General features: G+C 69.5%; 17 protein-coding genes. 12 read left to right on the top strand and 5 right to left on the bottom strand.

Annotation, left to right across the window (positions count from 1 at the left end):
* Nucleotides 1-103 precede the first annotated feature (103 nt).
* Nucleotides 104-1303: an MFS transporter gene (locus OHB24_RS07345; protein WP_327638185.1), complete on the top strand. Its 1200-nt coding sequence runs from the start codon at nt 104-106 to the stop codon at nt 1301-1303.
* Here the strand turns inward: OHB24_RS07345 and OHB24_RS07350 are convergent.
* Nucleotides 1274-2149 (bottom strand): GNAT family N-acetyltransferase, encoded by an 876-nt coding sequence (locus OHB24_RS07350; protein ID WP_327638186.1) that lies wholly within the window; start codon nt 2147-2149, stop codon nt 1274-1276. The two genes, OHB24_RS07345 and OHB24_RS07350, sit on opposite strands and share 30 nt — an antisense overlap.
* A 56-nt stretch (nt 2150-2205) precedes the next feature.
* Here OHB24_RS07350 and OHB24_RS07355 point away from each other — a divergent pair, with 56 nt between their 5' ends.
* The 10 genes from OHB24_RS07355 (at nt 2206) to OHB24_RS07400 (ending at nt 13787) form a co-directional block, all read left to right on the top strand.
* Nucleotides 2206-2901 carry a class I SAM-dependent methyltransferase gene (locus OHB24_RS07355; protein WP_327638187.1) on the top strand — a complete coding sequence of 232 codons (696 nt, stop codon included), beginning with the start codon at nt 2206-2208 and terminating at the stop codon, nt 2899-2901.
* 89 nt (nt 2902-2990) lie between these two features.
* The gene (locus tag OHB24_RS07360; protein ID WP_327638188.1) at nt 2991-3542 is read left to right on the top strand and encodes a hypothetical protein; all 552 of its coding nucleotides are present in this window, start codon (nt 2991-2993) and stop codon (nt 3540-3542) included.
* The gene (locus OHB24_RS07365) at nt 3532-4779 is read left to right on the top strand and encodes an ABC transporter substrate-binding protein (RefSeq protein WP_327638189.1); all 1248 of its coding nucleotides are present in this window, start codon (nt 3532-3534) and stop codon (nt 4777-4779) included. The genes OHB24_RS07360 and OHB24_RS07365 overlap by 11 nt, the downstream gene beginning before the upstream one ends.
* A complete protein-coding gene (locus OHB24_RS07370; RefSeq protein ID WP_327638190.1) occupies nt 4779-6551 on the top strand; it encodes an ABC transporter permease subunit in 1773 nt (590 codons plus the stop codon). The genes OHB24_RS07365 and OHB24_RS07370 overlap by 1 nt, the downstream gene beginning before the upstream one ends.
* Complete coding sequence (locus OHB24_RS07375; protein ID WP_327638191.1) at nt 6548-7849, top strand: hypothetical protein; 1302 nt, start codon at nt 6548-6550, stop codon at nt 7847-7849. Before OHB24_RS07370 ends, OHB24_RS07375 begins: the two co-directional genes overlap by 4 nt.
* Before the next feature lie 9 nt (nt 7850-7858).
* The gene (radA, locus tag OHB24_RS07380; protein WP_130384922.1) at nt 7859-9259 is read left to right on the top strand and encodes a DNA repair protein RadA; all 1401 of its coding nucleotides are present in this window, start codon (nt 7859-7861) and stop codon (nt 9257-9259) included.
* A gap of 131 nt (nt 9260-9390) precedes the next feature.
* Nucleotides 9391-10329, top strand: a complete 939-nt coding sequence (locus OHB24_RS07385; protein WP_327638192.1) for a beta-ketoacyl-ACP synthase III — start codon at nt 9391-9393, stop codon at nt 10327-10329.
* Between the two features lie 179 nt (nt 10330-10508).
* A complete protein-coding gene (gene disA / locus OHB24_RS07390) occupies nt 10509-11603 on the top strand; it encodes a DNA integrity scanning diadenylate cyclase DisA (RefSeq protein ID WP_327638193.1) in 1095 nt (364 codons plus the stop codon).
* A gap of 121 nt (nt 11604-11724) precedes the next feature.
* Nucleotides 11725-12297 carry a PadR family transcriptional regulator gene (locus OHB24_RS07395; protein WP_327638194.1) on the top strand — a complete coding sequence of 191 codons (573 nt, stop codon included), beginning with the start codon at nt 11725-11727 and terminating at the stop codon, nt 12295-12297.
* Entirely contained in the window at nt 12276-13787 is a 1512-nt protein-coding gene (locus OHB24_RS07400) for a DHA2 family efflux MFS transporter permease subunit (protein ID WP_327638195.1), read from the top strand. The genes OHB24_RS07395 and OHB24_RS07400 overlap by 22 nt, the downstream gene beginning before the upstream one ends.
* On the opposite strand, the gene OHB24_RS07405 is transcribed toward OHB24_RS07400, so the two are convergent.
* Nucleotides 13788-14450 (bottom strand): hypothetical protein, encoded by a 663-nt coding sequence (locus OHB24_RS07405; protein WP_327638196.1) that lies wholly within the window; start codon nt 14448-14450, stop codon nt 13788-13790.
* Nucleotides 14451-14516: 66 nt separating this feature from the next.
* On the opposite strand from OHB24_RS07405, the gene OHB24_RS07410 reads away from it, so the two are divergent.
* On the top strand, nt 14517-15365 hold the full coding sequence (locus OHB24_RS07410; RefSeq protein WP_327638197.1) for an A/G-specific adenine glycosylase: 849 nt from the start codon (nt 14517-14519) through the stop codon (nt 15363-15365).
* A gap of 57 nt (nt 15366-15422) precedes the next feature.
* On the opposite strand, the gene OHB24_RS07415 is transcribed toward OHB24_RS07410, so the two are convergent.
* The 3 genes from OHB24_RS07415 to OHB24_RS07425 form a co-directional block, all read right to left on the bottom strand.
* Entirely contained in the window at nt 15423-16370 is a 948-nt protein-coding gene (locus OHB24_RS07415; protein ID WP_130384929.1) for a DivIVA domain-containing protein, read from the bottom strand.
* Between the two features lie 72 nt (nt 16371-16442).
* Complete coding sequence (locus OHB24_RS07420; RefSeq protein WP_327638198.1) at nt 16443-18425, bottom strand: kinetoplast-associated-like protein; 1983 nt, start codon at nt 18423-18425, stop codon at nt 16443-16445.
* Between the two features lie 339 nt (nt 18426-18764).
* A complete protein-coding gene (locus tag OHB24_RS07425; RefSeq protein WP_327638199.1) occupies nt 18765-19802 on the bottom strand; it encodes a hypothetical protein in 1038 nt (345 codons plus the stop codon).
* Nucleotides 19803-19874 lie beyond the last annotated feature (72 nt).

Here is a 19874-nt window from a genome sequence, read left to right on the forward strand (position 1 = left end):
TGTCAGGACGATCCTATATCTGTTCAGAACTGCGCAGAAGCAATGGGGATAAGCACTAACAATCGACCTACCTTCAGTGTCAGGTTCATGAGAGGGTTTGCCCGTGACGAGCGATCGGCAGCGGACGACCCTGCGGGTTCTGGTGGCGAGCAACGCGCTCGGAGGGGTCGCAACGGCGAGCGGGTTCGCCGTCGCCGCACTGCTCGCGGAGAACGTCTCCGGGTCCACGTCCATGGCCGGTCTGGTCGCCACGTCGACCACACTGGGCGCCGCCGTCCTCGCCGTACCGCTGGCCGGTCTGGCTCGCTCGCACGGTCGCAGGGTCTCGCTGAGCCTCGGCTACCTGATCGCCTTCGTCGGCGCCGCACTGACGATCGTCGCCGCGCAGATCGGCTCGCTGGTCCTCCTGCTGGCCGCGGGCTGCTTGTTCGGCAGCGGCTCGGCCTCCAACCTGCAGTCGCGGTACGCCGCCACTGACTCCGCGGAGCCCAGCCGCATCGCCCGTTCGCTCGGACTGGTTGTCTGGGCCACCACGATCGGCGTGATCGTCGGACCGAACCTCACCGGTGTCGGCGGCTCGGTCGGCACGTCACTAGGCATCCTGGCGCTGGCAGGTCCGTACTTGTTCTCGGTCGTCGCCTTCGGCCTCAGCGCGGCCACGGTGTGGGTCGGCATGCGCAGCCAGGTGCGGCCGGGCAAGGTGGAACGCCAGCCGCTGGCCGAGACGTTCCGGCAGGTCATCCGCATCCCGCACGCCCGTCTCGGTCTGCTGGCGATCGCGACAGCTCACGCCGTGATGGTCGGCGTGATGTCGATGACCTCGGTCCACCTGCGCCACCACGGCGCCTCACTGACCATCGTCGGCTTCGTCATCAGCGGACATGTGGCCGGCATGTACGCCCTGTCCCCGCTGACCGGCTGGCTGGCCGATCGACTCGGCCGCATCCCGACGATCGGCATCGGCCTCGGCATCCTCGCCATCGCGATGACCCTGGCCGCTGTGGCGCCGGACGATGCCCATGCGCTGACCGGACTCGCCCTGTTCACCCTGGGCCTCGGCTGGTCCGCCTGTCTGGTCGCCGGCTCCACGCTGCTGTCGCGGTCCGTCCCGGACGACATCCGTACGTCGGCGCAGGGTCTGTCGGATCTGACGATGGGCGTCCTGGCTTCCCTTTCGGGCACAGCTGCCGGTCCGGTCCTCGCATACCTCGGCTTCCACTGGCTGGCCGTCTTCTGCGGCATCCTGCTCATCCCGGCCGCCCTGCTCGCCGCACTAACCAAGCAGCAGATGCAGCGTGCGTGAGCCCGGCCGGAACCCGATGCTCTGGTAGAGCGCCCGCGCCTGTGGGTACCCGTCGTCACCTCGCGGACAGACAACGGCCTTCGTCCCACCTGCTTCCCGCAACGCGTGCAATGCGGCCAGGTTGACCGCCGCACCGAGTCCACGCCGCCGGTACGCCGGCGCGCATCCCACCGGCTCGACCAGCCCGATCTGGTGCTTCTCGTCCAGCCAGATCAGCGCCGAGGCGACGAACTCTCCGGCCTCGTTCTCCACAACCCAGTCCAGCTCGGGCTGGTAGGGCCGGGTCGACATCACCTCGGCCATGTCGTCGTCGGTCACGTTCGACGGCCTCAGGTCCGACCAGGCCGCCCGGTGCGCGGCACCCCGCTTCGCCACCTCGTCCTGTCGTACGTGCCGCAGCGTCAGCCCTTCTGGCACGACGGGCTCGGCCAGCGCGTCCAGTGAGATCCAGTGGTGGGTGTAGTACGGCGCATCGTCGTCACGCCGGAAGCCGGTCGACTCCAGCGCAGCCAGCAGATGCTTCTCGGTCTCCAGTACGCCGGCAGCCAACTGCGGCCCATCTGCTGTCGAGCGGAACCACTCGACAACCGTCGCGGCGAGCTCCGGTCGGTCCGGGTCGACAGTCATGAGTAGGTGGCCGGGCTGCGCGAGCCACCCCCACGCCACGACGTCGTCGCCGTCCCGCCAGACTGCCGTTCGCCAGCCGGCGGCCGACCGGCGGGAGTTGACACTGCGCTCCCAGGCGACATCCCCGAGGTGCAGCCGGGACGCCGGGCTCCAGGTCCGCTGGACGAGCTCCTGCATGTCACTGAGGCCATCGGGGCCGGCGTACTCGGTCATCTGCATACGGCGCAGCCTTGCAGCGCCAGCAGGTCAGCTCAACTGCATTAGGCTCGGGCGTCGTGAGTATCGCGGAGGGCGGGATCCCGAGTCCGAACATCTGGCATCACCCGACGGTGTACGAGGTCGAGAACCGGGCCGTCGACCCGGACGGCGTGATCGAGCCGGCCATGCGGGCGATCCGCGACTGGACCGGCGCGACGGTCCTCGACATCGGCTGCGGGACCGGCTTCCACCTGCCGACGTTCGCCGCGACGGCCGCACAGGTGATCGGCGTCGAGCCGCACGGAGCACTCGCGGACGCGGCCCGTCGACGTACGGAGGCCTTGCCGAACGTCGAAGTACGCCAAGGTACGGCGCAACACCTGCCGGTGCCGGATGCATCGGTCGACGTGATGCACGCGCGCTGGGCGTACTTCTTCGGGCCGGGGTGCGAGCCCGGGCTGGCCGAGCTGGACCGGGTGATGCGCCGCGGCGGGACCGCGTTCGTGATCGACAACGACGGGAGCCGCTCGACGTTCGGGGAGTGGTTCAGTACGTCGTACCCGAAGACCAAGGCGCCTGAGGTGGAGCGGTTCTGGACCGATCGCGGCTGGCACCGGACACCGCTGGACATGGGGTGGCGGTTCGAGACCCGCGCCGATCTGGAGGCGGTGGTGAAGATCGAGTTCACGCCGAAGGACGCGCGCCGGATCCTCGCCTCGCACACGGGCGTCGAGGTGGACTACGCGATCAACCTGTGGAGCAGGACCTTCTGACGACACTCTGTGGTCTGCGGACGGACCTCCGGTGCTCATAGGGTTGACGGACCACTTGACGGGGCATTTCGGGGAGGCGCCAGCCACGGATGGACGGACTGCTGCTCGATCACGTACCGGGGTTGCCGGGGCGGCTTCGGATCGACGTAGGTGAGCAGCGTGCGGTGGTGGTGCCTCAGGCAGCCGACCGCCGCAGGCTGGCCGACATCGTGACCGGACTGGACGATCCGCCGCCCGGTGCGCTCGTGCTGGCCAGCGGCAGGGTCCGCCTGGTCCCGGCAGAAGGCGGTCTGCTCCCCCACCTGACTGTGCTCGGCAACGTGATGCATGGGCACCGCACGTCGCAGTCGATCACCAGACAGGCAGCCCGGGAAGCGAGTGTGGTCAAGGCGCGCGGCTGTGGGCTGGAAGACGTACTGGACCGCTACCCGTACGAGATCACCGCAGGCCGTCGCCGCCTGGCCGGAGTGGCCCGGGCACTCGGCTCCTACCCACGAGCGATTGTGCTGGAGGATGCGAACGGCCTACCTACCTGGGGATCGCTCCTGTCGCTCCGACCCAACCCCGACCTCGCCTCAGCCGCTCTACTGCTCATCACGACCAGCGCGTCACGTACTGCGGGATTTGTCGATGCCGAGTAGCCGCAGAGCGTTCCTGGGGACCGCAGCAACACTTCTGCTCGCCGGCTGTTCGAGTGACGTACTGGGACTGCGGCGTGCGGTCCGCGTGGCTGTCAGCTGGAGTGGCGAGGAACTGCGCGCGTTCCACAAGGTCCTGGCCGGGCTGGGCACGCTGGACTACCCGGTCGAGGTCGTGCCGCTCGGCGATGCCATCTCAACCGCGTTCGGCACCCGCTCCACCCGTAGACCGGATGTCGTCATGCTGCCGCAACCAGGTCTCGTCCCACGCCATCTGGCCGACCTTGAGCCGATCCCCGACGACATCGCCCCACTCGGCCGGGTACGCCTCTGGAAAGAGCTCCTGGTCCACGAGGGAACGACGTACGGCGTGCCGTTCAAGACAGCGCACAAGTCCGCGGTCTGGTACCGCCCCTCGGTGTTCCGGGAGCACGGCGTACAACCGCCGCGGCTGTGGAGCGAGTGGCTGACGCTGAACCGGACGCTGACACAGGCAGGCGTCACACCGATGGCGCTGGCCGCAGGTGACGGCTGGGTGCTGACCGACTTCCTGGAGAACGTCCTGCTCGGCATCGCACCGTCCGTGTACTTGGGTCTTGCGACGGCGACGAACCCGCGGCCGTCGCAGCAGCCACAGTTCGGGGCCGCACTGCGGTTGCTGGGCACCATGTGGTCGGCACCTGACCTCCTGGCGGGCGGAGTGAAGGAGTCACTCGTCCAGCAGTTCCCGGACGCACTGGTCGAGGTGTTCGGACACCGCAAGGCCGCCATGGTGCTCGCGTCCGACTTCGCCGAACCAGTGGTGCGTTCGTTTGCCGCAGACTCCAACGACATAGGACTTTTCACGTTCCCTCCGATGACCGCAGGCGCTGCTGCACCCGTGGTCGTCGGAGGCGACGTGATGGTGCTGCAGAAGCCCACCTCGGAAGACGCACGCGACCTGGTACGCCGCTTGTCCGCATCGACCGCAGTAGACCCGTGGATCGCGGAAGGCGGGTTCCTGGTCGACGGACGGACCACTGGGTACTCCCCCGAGCTCACCCTGCTCGCCGAGCAGCTGACCCGACCTGGCGAGCAACTGCAGTTCGACCTGTCCGACCGGCTCGGTCGCGTCGGGGACATCAACGGACTATGGCGGGTGCTGACCGACTTCCTGATCGCGGTCGGCGGCCGTGACGCCGCCGTACAGGATGCGGTGGACGACGCGATGACCGAGCTGCAGAAGGTGGAGGAGGGCTGATGGGCCTGCAGACCAACGGCCTGTCCCTCGAGGTCGTCGGCCGGGAAGTCACCGGCCGTCCGGTGCAGGGCAAACCGCGCCGACCCGCCGGACCGTACCTGCTGGGGCTGCCGGCGTTGCTGTTGAGCTGTCTACTGCTGGTACCGATCGGCGTGACCGTAGTGGCGGCGTTCCGGACGCGTGGCGGATTCGGGTTCGGCAACTTCGAGGTGATGGGCGACCCGTCGGCGCTGCATGCCGTGGGCAACAGTCTGCTGTGGGTGATGGTCGCGTTCGGAACCGTTGTGGTCGGGTTCTTCCTTGCCCTGTTGAGTTATCGACTCCCAGCGGTCACGACGTTTCTGCAGCCCGCACTGGTCATTCCGTTCGCTGTGTCGGTGCTGGTGTCCGGTGCGACGTTCCGGCTGATCTTCGACCCGACACCGGAGCGCGGGACGATCACCGCTGTCTGGACACGACTGTTCGGCACCAGTCCGGTGTGGCTGGGTCCTGGTCTGTTCTGGCTGGTGCTGGTGTCCGCGTTCGGCTGGACCTGGCTCGGGTACGTCGTGTCGCTCTTCCGTGCCGGCCTGGACGCGATACCGGACGACGTGTCGCGGACGATCACAGCTGAGGGCGTCAAGGGCTGGAGACGGCTGCGGGCGTTGGAGATCCCGCTGCTCCGTCCGGTCACTGGTGTGGTCACGCTGACGCTGGTCATTGCGGCGGTGCGGGTGTTCGACCTGGTGCTGATCCTCGTACCAGGGTCGATGCAGCGGTCCGCCGACGTACTGGGGCTGAACTGGTGGAGGGCCACCACGACAGGTGACGACTCAGGACGTACGGCGGCGCTCGGTGTCGTGCTGTTCGCGATTGTCGCGGCGGTCGGACTGATCGGCGTACGCGGTCTGCGCCGGCGGCGGTGGGCGATGCCGGTGACCGTCGTACGGCCGGATCCCTCGCTAGGGCGGCCGAAGCCGGGCAGGGGCGTACGACGGTTCGGCTGGCTGATCGGGCTCGCTGTCGCGCTGGTGTGGATCTTCCCGGCCGTCGTACTCGTTGCCACGGCGTTGCACTCGCCACGGGAAGCCGGTCTCCGCGGGTGGTGGTCGCTGTCGGGTCTGGGGTTCTCGTCGTTCGCTGCCGCGGCGAACGTCGGGCTGTTCCGGGCCCTGCTCTCCACACTGGTGATCGCGGCCGCCGCAACAGCTGTCCTGCTCGTGATCGCCGTACCAACTGCCTACCTGGTCGCCTGGGGCGGTCTGCCGACGCGGCTCGGGCGGATCGCGATGGGCGTGTTCGTCGTACTGGCCGTGACGCCAGTGCAGATGTACGCCGCTCCGCTGCGAGATGCGATCGACTCAGCCGGCTTGGCCGGGTCGCGGGTCGCATTGGCACTAGTACATGCGGCGGCCGGTCTGCCGTTCGCCGTACTGCTGCTGCGATCTGCCTTCGCGTCTGCGCCACCAGCGCTCGTGTCCGAGGCGTTGCAGGGTCCAGCCCGGCAGAGCGCCGTACTGGCGACTGTGCAGCGAACATACCGTCCTGCACTGGTTGCTGTGGCGGTGCTGGAGTTCGCACTGGTGTGGAACGACTTCATCGTCGGGTTCCTGATCAGTGGTCCGGGTACGACGCCGTTGTCGCTGGTGCTGTGGGGTGAGGCGCGGCAGTTCTCCACGTCGAGCGGACCGGTCGCTGCTGCGGCTGTGGTCGCGTCAGTAGTACCTGCGGTTCTCATGCTGTCGTTCTGGCGGACCGTGGTGCGCGGACTGACGACAGGGAGCCGGCCATGAGTGAGGAGCGGCCGAAGCCGGCACCGGAGCCACGAGAGGAACAGTCGCGGATCCAGGAGTTCTCCCTGGTCGTCGGCGGTGTCGCGTCCGCGCTGCTCACCGACCTCACCTCACAGCTGCTGAACCAGAGCCTCGGCCAACGCGGCATCGTGCAGTGGGTCGGGTACTCCGTGGCTGCCCTGCTCGTGGTCATCTCCTACCTTCGGCTGCGGGCGCGGCGCCGGCGTGCGCGCGACCGCCGACTGCAGGGTGCGAGCGAACTGCACGCGGCGGCCGAGGAAGCCGAGCAGTGGATGATCGCGCTCGGCTCGGACGCCGGCGGGATGGCGGCGGCCGAGTGGTTCACGGTCAACGAGGACTGGCTCCGCGACCTGGTCGCGACCGAGAACCCGCAGAACGCGGCAGTCGACGACTTCGCCCGGATCTGCGACGCACTCGAGGCCTGGTACGTACGCCGTCCCGATCCCGACGCGCTCCTCCAACTGAGCGAGCTCCTGAACGCCACGGCCGAGGCCAGCGGGCGCCGCGGTCTCGCCGAGCTCGCAGCGGCTCGCGCGGCGACGGCGTACCGGATGATGGGCGACCTGGAGACCGCCAGCACTCGTCTGGGCCTGTCGGACAACATCGCGACCCACAGCCGTACGGCGGCTGCGCTGAAGATGCGGCGCCAGGTCGAACGCGCCCTGCTGCACCTGGCCCGCGCCGAACGCGCACCGGCCGGCAACGACCGCGACGAGGCCGTCCTGAACGCACGCGACCGGCTGGACGACGCACGACTCACCCGGCCCGGTCCGGACCTCGCAGCCGACGTAGCGATCTCCATCAACCTCGCAGTCGTGCACCTGTACCAGCACGACGACGAAGGCGCCCTGGAGCAGCTACGACCCGCACTCGCCCGTGCGACCGCAGCCGGCGACCTGAGCGGACAGGCCCACGCGCTGGAGCTCATGGGCGTGGCCGCGTGGATGCGACGCAACCAGCACGAGGCGGGCAGCCGGTGGGAGCACGCCGCCCACCTGTACGCCGAGATCGACGAACGCGAAGGCCACGCCCGCTGCCTGCAGCACCTCGGCTCCGCAGCTGTCATCGCCGACGAGCTGGACACCGCGCTCGAGCTGCTCGAACGGAGCGCGACGCTGCGGACGTCGGACAGCGAGATCCTCACGAAGTACCTCGACGCGGCCCGCCGCACCTCGGAACTCCCGGTCGTCGCCGACGACCCACCACGCCGTACCGCGGTCAACGGACTGATGCGCCTTCTCCGAACGGTCAGACGTTTTGTCGGCGGTCTGAAATAGGTTGGTCCCATGGCTAAGGCGGGGACGCAGGCGAAGGGCAAGGCGGCGTATGCGTGCTCGGAGTGCGGATGGACCGCGGCACGGTGGATCGGGCGGTGCGGCGAGTGTCAGGCGTGGGGCACGGTCGCCGAGGTCGGTGCGCCGAAGGCCGCGCGGATCACCGCCGGCCCGGTGACGTCGCCGGCGATGCCGATCGCCAAGGTGTCCGCGATCGAGGCCGAGTCCCGCCCGACCGGCATCGGCGAGCTCGACCGCGTGCTCGGCGGCGGTGTCGTGCCGGGCGCGGTGATCCTGCTCGCGGGTGAGCCGGGCGTCGGCAAGTCCACGCTGCTGCTGGAGGTCGCGGCGCAGTCGGCCCGCGGCGGCCAGCGGACGCTCTACGTGTCCGGTGAGGAGTCGGCCGCGCAGGTGCGGCTCCGAGCGGGACGGACCGACGCGCTCGTCGACGAACTTTTCCTGGCGGCCGAGACCGACCTGGGCGCGGTGGTCGGTCAGGTCGACGCGGTCGAGCCGTCGTTCCTGGTGATCGACTCGGTGCAGACGATGGCGCACCCGGAGGTCGACGGGGCGCCGGGCGGCGTGACGCAGGTCCGCGAGGTGACCGGCGCGCTGGTCCGGCTCGCGAAGGAGCGGCACATCGCGGTCGTGCTGGTCGGTCACGTCACGAAGGACGGCGCGATCGCCGGCCCGCGGATGCTCGAGCACCTGGTCGACGTCGTGCTCGCGTTCGACGGCGACCGGCACTCGGGGTTCCGGATGGTGCGCGCGACCAAGAACCGGTTCGGCCCGTCCGACGAGGTCGGTTGTTTCGACATGGTCGACACCGGGATCGTCGAGGTCACCGACCCGACCGGACTGTTCGTCTCCGAGCACGCCGAGCCGGTGGCCGGCACGTGCGTGACGGTGATGATGGAGGGCCGCCGACCGCTGCTGGCCGAGGTGCAGGCGCTGGTCGGCCCGTCCGCCGCGCCACAGCCGCGCCGCACCACGTCCGGGCTGGAGTCGTCCCGGGTCGCGATGGTCCTCGCCGTACTGGGCAACCGGGCCGGTCTGAAGCTCGCCGACCAGGAGGTGTACGTCGCCACCGTCGGCGGCGTGAAGATCACCGAGCCGGTCGCGGACCTGGCGGTCGCGATCGCTGTCGCGTCGTCGGTGATGGACAAGCCGATCCACCCCGGGCTGGTCGCGATCGGCGAGGTCGGCCTGGCCGGAGAGGTCCGGCGGGTCGGCGGCCTGGAGAAACGTCTCGCGGAAGCCGCACGGCTCGGGTTCACCAAGGCGATCGTCCCCGCCGACATTCCGAACCGGAGCAAGGACGTGAAGCCGATGGACATCCAGAAGAAGTACGGCCTTCGCACCTTCGCCGCCCCCGACCTCCGCTCCGCCCTACTGGCCGCGGGCCTCGCGTAGAACCCCTGTGGCCAACACCACAGGTGAGACGGGGGATCTACAGCGGGTAGCTCGGGAACGTACTCTGGGGGCGCCCCGCCGGGTTCGATGATGACCCCGGTTACCCCGCCGGATGACTGCAGGAGCACCTGATGACCGGATCCAGAGTTGTCGCGCTCGGCCACTACCAGCCGGAACGGGTGCTCACCAACGACGAGCTCGCCACGATGGTCGAGACCAACGACGAGTGGATCCAGAGCCGGGTCGGCATCCGGGAGCGCCGGATCGCGGCGCCCGACGAGCAGGTCGACGAGATGGCCTGGCGGGCCGCCGACAAGGCCGTCGCGAACGCGGGGATCGACGTCGCGGAGATCGACTACGTCGTGGTCGCGACCTGCACGGCGATCGACCGGTCGCCGAACATGGCCGCCCGGGTCGCCGCACGCCTCGGCCTCGGCAACCCGGCCGCGATCGACCTGAACACCGCGTGCTCGGGCTTCACCTACGCCCTGGCGACCGCCGACCAGGCCATCCGGGCCGGCGCCGCGACGAAGGCCCTGGTCATCGGCGTGGAGAAGCTCAGCGACTGGACGGACTGGACCGACCGCACCACCTGCGTGCTGATCGGCGACGGCGCCGGCGCGGCCGTACTGGTCGCAAGTGACGAGCCCGAGGTCGGTCCGGTGGTGTGGGGTTCGGTGCCGGAGATGTCGGACGCGGTCCGGATCGAGGGACGCGACGGCCCGTTCGCCCAGGAAGGCCTGAGCGTCTTCCGCTGGGCCACGACGCAACTGCCGGAGATCGCCAAGCAGGTCTGCGCGAAGGCCGGCCTGAAGCCCGAGGACCTCGGCGGCGTCGTCCTGCACCAGGCGAACCTGCGCATCATCGAGCCGCTCGCGAAGCGACTCGGCGCGGTGAACGCAGTGGTCGCCAAGGACGTCGTGGAGTCCGGCAACACCTCGGCCGCGAGCATCCCGATCGCCCTGTCGAAACTGGTCGAGAAGCGCGAGATCCCGTCCGGCGCGCCGGTGCTGTTGTTCGGATTCGGCGGCGGTCTGTCGTACGCCGGTCAGGTCATCCGCTGCCCCTGACGCGGCAGGCGTCGTACCTCGACGCACTTCGTTCACGCGGGAAATGAGAACTGCACAGTCCGATGCACGGGCGAGTGCACGCGCACGCGCCGCTGCGGGCCGATCCGCGAGCTCCGTAGCGGGCGCTGCGGCAGATATCCGGACAACGGCACGCGGCTGACCGCATAGACTCAGGTCCCGTGGCGGCGAACACGGACAAGAACAGCACCGGCGCCCGGCTCCGCGCGACGCTCGCGGCGGTGGCGCCCGGTACCGAACTACGCGAAGGACTCGAACGGATCCTGCGCGGGCGGACCGGCGCACTGATCGTGCTCGGTCACGACAAGGCGGTGGACGCGATCTCCACCGGCGGCTTCGAGATCGATATCGAGTTCACCGCGACCGGGTTGCGCGAACTCAGCAAGATGGACGGCGCGATCGTCCTCGACCGGGACGCCACCCGGCTGATCCAGGCTGCCGTGCACCTGATGCCGGACCCGTCGATCGTCACCCAGGAGACCGGCACCCGGCACCGCACCGCGGACCGCGTCGCGCGGCAGACGGGGTTCCCGGTGATCTCGGTGTCGCAGTCGATGCACATCATCGCGCTGTACGTCGACGACCAGCGCTACGTGCTCGAGGAGACCGGCGCGATCCTGTCCCGTGCCAACCAGGCCCTCGCCACCCTCGAGCGCTACAAGCTCCGGCTGGACGAGGTGTCCGGCACGCTGTCCGCCCTCGAGATCGAGGACCTGGTCACCGTCCGGGACGTCGCCGCGGTCGCGCAACGGCTGGAGATGGTCCGCCGGATCGCCACCGAGATCGACGGGTACGTCGTCGAACTCGGCACCGACGGCCGGCTACTCACCCTGCAGCTCAACGAGCTCGTCGCGGGCGTCGCCGGCGAACGTGAACTGGTGGTCCGCGACTACCTCCCGCCGGCCGCGGGTCGCCGGCCCAAGACCGCGGACGACGTACTGCTCGAGCTGGACGCTGTCAGCCCGACGGACCTGCTGGACATCGGTCAGGTCGCGCGGGCTCTGCAGCTCGGAGGCGCCGAGCAGCTGGACGCGGCGGTCACCCCGCGCGGCTACCGGCTGCTGGCCAAGGTGCCGCGGCTCCCCGGTGCCGTCATCGATCGGTTGATCGACCACTTCGGTCACCTGCAGAAGTTGCTCGCGGCAAGCATCGACGACTTGCAGACGGTCGAAGGCGTCGGCGAGAACCGGGCCCGCACTGTCCGCGAGGGCCTGTCCCGGCTGGCCGAATCCAGCATCCTGGAACGCTACGTGTAACTACCCGCTGTCAGCAGACGCCTCCGGCTCGTGAAAGCGCCGGAGGCGTCTTGCGTTTCCTCACGGATCGGCGAATACTCCACATGGAACATTTCGTACGGAGCAATCCAGGTGGAGGATCATGGCGGCCGAACTGACACCGTTGGCGATCTCGGTCCTGGCGTTGCTCAAAGAGGAACCGATGCACGCCTACGAGATGTACCAACTGCTGGTCAAGCGACATCACCACTGGCTGGTCAAGGTCCGGCCCGGCTCGCTCTACCACACGGTCGAGCGGCTGGCGCGGCAGAACTACGTCCGCGCCACCGGCACCGAGCGCGCCGGGAACCGCCCGGAGCGCACGACGTACGAGCTCACCCCGGAAGGCGACGCCGCCCTGACCCGGCGGGTGGAGACGGGTATCGAGGAGTACGTCCACGAGTACCCGCTCTTCCCCGTCGTGCTGAGCGAGGCGCACAACCTCCAGCCCGAGGACGCCGTGCTGCGGTTCCGCCGCCGGATCGCGGGCCTGGACAACTGGGTCACCGAGATCGACGAGGCCCTCGCCGACGCCGAGGCGCGACAGGTGCCGCAGGTGTACTGGATCGGCGGCACCTACCTCCTCACCCAGCTGACCGCCGAGCGCGACTGGCTGACCACCACCATCGAACGTATCGAGAGCAAGGACCTGGAATGGCAACCCAAGACTCAGTGAGGCCGGAGGTCCGGCCCTGGCCGGCATTGTGGGCGCTGGTGCTCGGCTTCTTCATGATCCTGGTCGACTCGACCATCGTCTCGGTCGCCACCCCGGCGATCCTCGAGGACCTCGGGGCCGACGTCGGCACGGTCGTCTGGGTGACCAGCGCCTACCTGCTCGCGTACGCCGTACCGCTGCTGATCACCGGCCGCCTCGGCGACCGGATCGGCCCGAAGAAGCTGTACCTGACCGGGCTGGCACTGTTCACGCTGGCGTCGGTGTGGTGCGGGCTGACCAACTCGATCGAGATGCTGATCGTGGCCCGGGTGTTCCAGGGTCTCGGCGCCTCGATGATGACGCCGCAGACGATGGCGGTCATCACCCGGATCTTCCCGCCGAACCAGCGCGGCCGGGCGATGAGTCTGTGGGGCGCGACGGCCGGCGTGGCAACGCTGGTCGGCCCGATCCTCGGCGGTGTCCTGGTCGACGGGCTCGGCTGGCAGTGGATCTTCTTCATCAACGCACCGGTCGGCGTGGTCGGGTTCGTGCTGGCGATGCGGCTGGTGCCGGACCTGCCGACGCACGACCACAAGTTCGACCTGATCGGGGTCGTGCTGAGCGCGGCCGGGTTGTTCCTGCTGGTGTTCGGGATCCAGGAGGGGCAGAAGTACGACTGGGGTCAGATCACGGGCCCGATCTCGGTCTGGTCGCTGATCATCACCGGCGTCGTCGTACTCGCGGTCTTCGTCGTCTGGCAGTCCCGCAACCGGGGCGAGCCGCTGCTGCCGCTGGGCCTCTTCAAGGACCGCAACTTCTCGCTGGCGAACGTCGCGATCACCACGGTCGGGTTCGCGATCACCGCGATGGCGTTCCCGCTGATGCTGTGGGCGCAGGCGGTCCGCGGGCTGACGCCGACGCGATCGGCACTGCTGCTGGTGCCGATGGCGGTGATCGCGGGTGCGCTGTCACCGTTCGTCGGGCGACTGGTCGACCGGACGCCGCCGCGGTTCATCGCCGGGTTCGGGTTGCTGTGCTGCGCGGTCTCGATGTTCTGGATGAGTCAGGTGATCCAGCCCGACGTACCGATCTGGGAACTGCTGCTGCCGATCGCCTTGCTGGGTGTCGCGAACGGGTTCATGTGGGCGCCGATCGGTACGACGGCGACGCGGAACCTCCCGATGCACCAGGCCGGTGCCGGAGCCGGCGTCTACAACACGACGCGACAGGTCGGCGCAGTGCTCGGCAGTGCGAGCATCGCCGTACTGATGGAGTCGCGGCTGGCGCACAACCTGCCGGCAATGGCCGGCAGCACGCCTGCTGGCGAGGGGTTCTCCAGCGGCCGGCTGCCGGAAGTGGTCCGGCAGGGGTTCAGTGACGCCATGGCGCAGTCGCTGGTGCTGCCGGCGGTGGTGCTAGTGGTCGGGCTGGTCGCGGCGCTGCTGTTCACCGCACCTAGCCACCTGCAGAAGCAGCCGAACGATGCGACTCAGCCGGTCGAAGCTGGGTGATCAGACGACCTGGAAGGCCTGGGCGCCCGACACGCGGCCGTCGTACTCGGCCTTGACGACATAGGTTCCAGGCTTGGCGATCGGCTGACCCGGAAGGCAGCCAGGCCTGGACCGGTGTCCGTTCCAGGGCACTGTGACCGCCGATTGTTTGCCCTTGGCAACGGCGAGGGTGGCGGTCTGGATCGCCTTGTCGCACTGGGTCGTGCTCCAGATCTGGTCCGTCCCGGACGTCACGGTGACGGTCAGCTTGTCGGCATTGATGGTGGCTTTGCACCCGTCGTCGAGCGGCGTGAACTGGATGACGAAGTTCAGCATCGAGCCGGAGACGATCTTCCGATTCCCGGGCAGTGCGTCGATGCTGAGGTCCGAGCCCGTGCACGTGAGGTCCGCGGGCGGCGTGGTCTTCGTCGGCTTCGGAGTAGGCGTCGTACTCACCTTGGTGCTCGACGTCCCGGACGGCGTCGTCGGCGCGGAGGCAGGTGGGGCGCTGGTGGGGTTCGGCTGCGGGTTCGACGCGGCGGCGTTCTTCGTGTCGTCGCCACCGCCCGCGAACAGCCGGGAGATCAGGATGACCAGCACAGCTACGACCGCGAGCACGAGTCCACGCCGGAACCAGTACACGCTGGCGGGCAGGTGCCCGACCGGACGGAGCAGACTGCTCATGAAGCGCACTCTAATATCGGCTCCGTGCAGGACCACCTAGGCTCGCCGCTAGCTCTCCATGACCCAGTGCTGCGTTGGTACGACGCCAACGCGCGGGAGTTGCCGTGGCGGGAGCCGGATGCCGGGGCGTGGGCCGTGATGGTCAGCGAGTTCATGCTGCAGCAGACACCGGTGAATCGGGTGCTGCCGGCGTACCGGAGCTGGCTGGAGAGGTGGCCTAAGCCGGTGGACCTGGCCGCAGAGGCTCCTGGTGAGGCTGTGCGGGCCTGGGACCGGCTCGGGTACCCACGGCGCGCCCTCCGGCTGCACGCGGCCGCTCAGGCGATTGTGGAGCGCCACGGCGGCGAGGTACCGGACGACCACGACGCTCTGCTCGCACTGCCTGGTGTCGGGACCTACACGGCCGCCGCGATCGCATCCTTCGCGTTCGGCCAGCGGCACGCCGTCGTCGACACGAACGTACGGCGGGTCCTCGCGCGCTCCCTGACTGGTGTCGCGCAGCCGAGCATCTCCCCCACCGCGGCCGACCAGCGCCTCGCCGTCAGCGCACTGCCCGCCGACGAGCCCACCGCCGCCCGCTGGGCCGTGGCCTCCATGGAGCTCGGCGCCCTCATCTGCACCGCCCGTACGCCGCGCTGTGCCGACTGCCCCATCCAGTCCCAGTGCGCCTGGGTCCAGGCCGGAAGCCCGCCGTACGACGGCCCGCCGCGCCGCGGCCAGACCTACGAAGGCACTGACCGCCAAGCCCGCGGCCGTCTTCTGGCCGTACTGCGAGCCGCATCGGCACCCGTACCGAAGACCGAGCTGGACGCGTGCTGGCCGGACCCGGTCCAACGCGAGCGAGCTCTGGACGGACTAGTTGCCGACGGCCTCGTTGAACCTCTCAGCCGCGGCCGCTACCGGCTTCCTGCGTGACAGACCAAGACGCCGGCTCGAAGGTTTCGAGCCGGCGTCTTTGGTAGTGGTGGTGCTTCAGTTCTTCTTGCTGCCGGCGGGTGCTTCTTCGTCGTCGGCCAGCAGGTCGAGCGGCATCGCGGGCTGACCGGACAGCGTCGCCAGCATCTGGCGGACGTTGGTCAGCTGCGCGTTGATGCTGTCCCGGCGCTGCGTCGCCGCGGCGAGCTCACGCTCGGACTCGGCGCGGATCCGCTCGGACTTGTCCTTCGCGGCGGCGACGATCTCCTGGGCCTGCCGGTTCGCGTCGGCCAGCTGCTGCTGGGACAACCGCTCGGCCTCGGAACGCGACCGGTCGGCCTCCCGCTGCACCTGCGCGGCGCGGTCGGTGACGGCGGCCAGCTGCTGCTCGGCAAGCGCCGTACGGGCGGCGAACTCCTGCTCGACCTTGCCCCGGCGCTCGGCCAGGGTGGTCTCGAAGGCGGCCGCGGCCTGAGCGGACTTGGCCCGCTCCTGCTCGTACAGCGCCTGGGCCTCGCTGCGGCGCGCGGTGGCGTCGCGCTCGGCCTCGTCGCGCATGTCGTCGGCCTGGGTCCGGGCCTCTTCGAGGATCCGGGCAGCCTCGGCGTCGACCTCGCTCTTCCAGTCCAGGGAGTACTGCTCGGCCTCCTTGCGGACCTTCTTCGCGTGCGCCTCACCGTCGGCGACAATCGCCTCCGCGTCGGTGCGGGCGCGGGTCACCAGGTCACGGGCCTCGTCGTCGGCCAGCGACAGGATCTTCGCGACGCGCTCACCGAACTCGGTGAACGTCGGCGCGCGGTCCTTGGAATCCTCCTGGGCGGAGATGACGGCCGCCTCCGCCGCGTCCGTGCGGGACTGCAGCTCCTGGACGTGGCGCTGCAGCTGCTCGGACTGCTGCTGCAGAGCGGTCAGAGAGGTGGTCAGCTCACGGATGTGCTGATCCACCTGGGCAGGCTCGTAGCCGCGCAGAACGGTACGGAACGGGGTTGGGCTTTCACTGCTCATGTTTTCCGATGCTCACTTCGATGGGTGGGTGGATCACACATTGTCACTGACAAGGATCTGACTGTCACGTCCTCATCCTGATTCCCCCGTGGAACCCTCGCTGGAGGACATTCCACCACCTGGGCGGAACCCCGGTACAGCGAGTGCCTCGATCACACCCGAAAGCTGGGTGAGCTCCTTGGTGATCTCATCACGGCGCTGGTTCAGCGCAGCGACCCTCGCCTCGGCGTCGGCGAGAAGTTTTCGGGCCTGGGCCCGCAGGGTGTCGGCGTGCTCGCGGGCCTGGGCCTCGAGCTGCTGAGCCTCCGCACGGGACTTGCGGATCAGGTCGTGCGACTGGCGCTGCGCCTCGGACAGATCGTTGGCCGCGCGCTCCCGCAGTACCTGGGTGCTCTGCTCGGCCTCGGCCTCGCGGCGGTTGGCGCGCTCGATGATCTCCCGCGCGTCCTCGCCGGCCGAGGTCTTCAGCCGGTCGACCCGGGCCTGCGCCTGGGCGGTGATCCGCTCGGCCTCCTGCTTGGCCGCGGCCAGGGTCGACTCCGCCTGCTCGCCGGCCGAGTACAGCGTGGTCTCGGCGAGCTGGGTCAGCTCGGCGTTCTCCTTGGCGATCGCGTCCTGGGTCTGCTTGAGCCGGCTGGTCGACCGGCCGACCACGCGGCGCAGGTGCGCGCGCTTCTGCTTGAGCATCTCGGCCGCGTCGACGGCGGCCTGCTCGCGGATCGACTGCGCCTCGGACTCCGCGGCGCCGATCAGGTCGTCGACGGTCTTCTTGCTCCACAGCGTCTGCTTCTCGGCCTCGGCCATCGCCGCCTCGGCCGCCTTGTTCGCGTCCTCGACGATCCGCTGCGCCTCGCCCGAGGCCGTCCGGCGGTCCGCCTCGATCGAGTCCACGACCAGCTTGGCCTGGGCCCGGGCGTCCGCCATCAGCCGCTCGTTGCCGGCCTCGGCCTCGGCCTTCCGCTCGGCGATCTCCGCGACCGCCTCGGCCCGCAGCTTGTCGATCTCCAGCGAGATCGCGGCCAGCTTGGCCCGCTCGGTCTCCTCGAGCTCCGCCGTACGGCGTTCCAGCTCGGTCCGGTTCTCGCCGCGCAGCCGCTCGATCTCGGCATGCGCCGCGGCGATCTCGACGCGGGCACGCTCGCGGCCGGTCTCGACCTCGCGCTCGACCGAGGCCCGCAGCTCGCTCGCCTCGGACTCGGCCCGGGAGATCAGGTCGGCCTCGTTGCGGCTGGCGGCCTGCGACACCAGCGCGGCCTGCTCGCCGGCGTCGGCGACCAACTGCTGCGCCTCACGGCTGGCCCGCTCCACCATCGCCTGGGCCGACTCGCGGGCCATCCGGGACTCGTCGAGGAGTTCGTCGGCCTCGTCCTTCACCCGCCGCGCTTCGACCTCGGCCGCCGCAACCCGCCGATCCGCCGCCGCCTGCGACTCGGCCCGCAACTTCTCGGCCACCGCCTCGCTCTCAACGCGCAGCCGCTCGGCCGTCGCCTCCGAGTCCGCCCGGCGCTTGGCCACCTCTTCGGCGACCACTGCCCGGAGCTGCTCAGCAGCGGACTCCGACTCAACCTTCAGCCGCTCCGCGATGGCAGTCGCCTCGGAGCGGACCCGCTCGGCCTCGGCAGTCGACTCGGAGGTCAGTTTCTCGGCCGCGGCGGCAGCGTCCCGACGTACCCGGTCGGCCTCGGCGGTCGACTCGGCGCGCAGTCTGTCGGCCGTCTCCTCGGCTTCGGAGCGGACCCGCTCGGCCTCGGCCTCGGAGTCGGTGCGGAGCTGCTCGGCGGCCCGCTCGGCGTCGTTCAGCACGCGCTGGGCGGCTGCCATCGCGTCCGACCGGAGCTTCGTCGCGGCGTCCTCGGCGTCGGCCTTCAGGCGCTCGTTCGCGGCCCGGACCCGGCCGGCCTCGTCGCGGGCGAGATCGTTCTCGTGCTCGGCCTGCTCGCGGAGCGTGTCGGCGATCCGCTGGGCCCGCTCGAGGACTCCGCCCGCCTGCCGCACGCCAAAGGAACCGGTGTCGGCGACCGGTTCCTGGGTCAGCGGCAGACGCGGAGCGTCCATGCGACGAGATGATTCCATCCTCGGCCCCCTTTCCGACAGTCCGGGTCCGAACAGCGTGGTCACAGGGTTACAACGCGGCAGACAGGCGGTAAGTAACTGCTTCCTCAGCGGTCGCGCGATCTTCCCATCGATCCGTTGGCGGACGGAAGCCGTCTCCGTATCGAAGTGATCACGCTCCGCAGGACGATACGACCAATCAGTAGCCTTCGCATAAATCAGGCGTGTTTTCGGTACGCCGAGCGCCGTCGCAGTACCCGCATACCGGCCTGGACCAGCGCTCCGGACACAAGAGCGCCCGCCAACCCCGGAAGGGCTGGCGGGCGTGGGGTGGTGCTGGAGCTACTGGCCGTTCCAGGTGGCGAGGACGCGCAGCTTGGTCCACGGGATGTGGCTGAGTGCGTCGGTCGAGCCGTCGAGGCCTGCCTTGTCCAGAATGCCGCCCGGGCGCATGCCGTTGCCGGGTGTCTGCCACGGCGACCGGTCGGGGTCGGTCAGGTCGTCGCCGGCGACGCCGATTCCGCTGATCGGGCCGGGACCGCCGCTGTCGAGGACGTAACCGCCGTACGTCTGCAGGGTCTTGCAGATCATCTTCTCGCCGCTCGAGGCGCCGGCGAGTCCGGCACAGTCGACGCCGGGGTCGAGCTGGAGGCGCGCGCCCATCGGCACACAGGACGAGCCCGAGCCGTCCCCGTCGGACTTGCCGGCCGGGGCGCGGAACGTGCCGCAGCTCTTGGTGGAGGTGAAGTACAGGGCGTGCTCGATCGCTCCGGTCTGCACCTCACTGTTGAGGATGAACCCGGCGCCGGCTTGGACCTCGGCGCCGGTACCCACGCCGGAGGTCTTGGACTCGGTCCCACCGCCGCTCGCGGCCGGCCACGTACCGCCACAGGAACCGTTCCAGCTGCCGCCGGACTTGCTCGCGCCCCAGATGGACTTCACGCTCTTGTCGTCCTTGTTGTAGACCACGATCCATTCGTCGCCCGGCGACGGAACCTCGCGGGTCGCATAGTCGGGGATGTGGATGCCGTCGCCCACCGAGCAGCCCCAGTCCTCGCTGAACGTCGGGTGGTAGACCGGGTCGGCGTTGCTCGCGGTGTAGACGGTGATCTGCCACTCGGGACCGTTCAGCCGCGGTGTGTTGGTCCCGATGCTGTTGACGATCGCGGCCGAATTCGCGTCGAGCACGGGATCGGCCGGGATCGGCGAACGGAAGTAGTTCGCCGACCCGTCGGCCGCGGTGAACAGGTCGGACGGTCCGGGCTGACGCGGATCCCAGTCAGCGGCCGGTCGGGCGGTAGTCGGGTCAGCCGCGGCGGCTGACCCGACTACGGCGAGCAGCGCCGCCGCGGTGACGGCGATCAGGTGTCGTCTCTTCATCAGGAGCCTCTACGAACGGGTGTGGGACGAGTTCGATCGTGTTGGCTCCGGCGAGGCTGCACCGGCCCGTGA

Source organism: Kribbella sp. NBC_00482, assembly GCF_036013725.1.
Taxonomy (GTDB): Bacteria; Actinomycetota; Actinomycetes; order Propionibacteriales; family Kribbellaceae; genus Kribbella.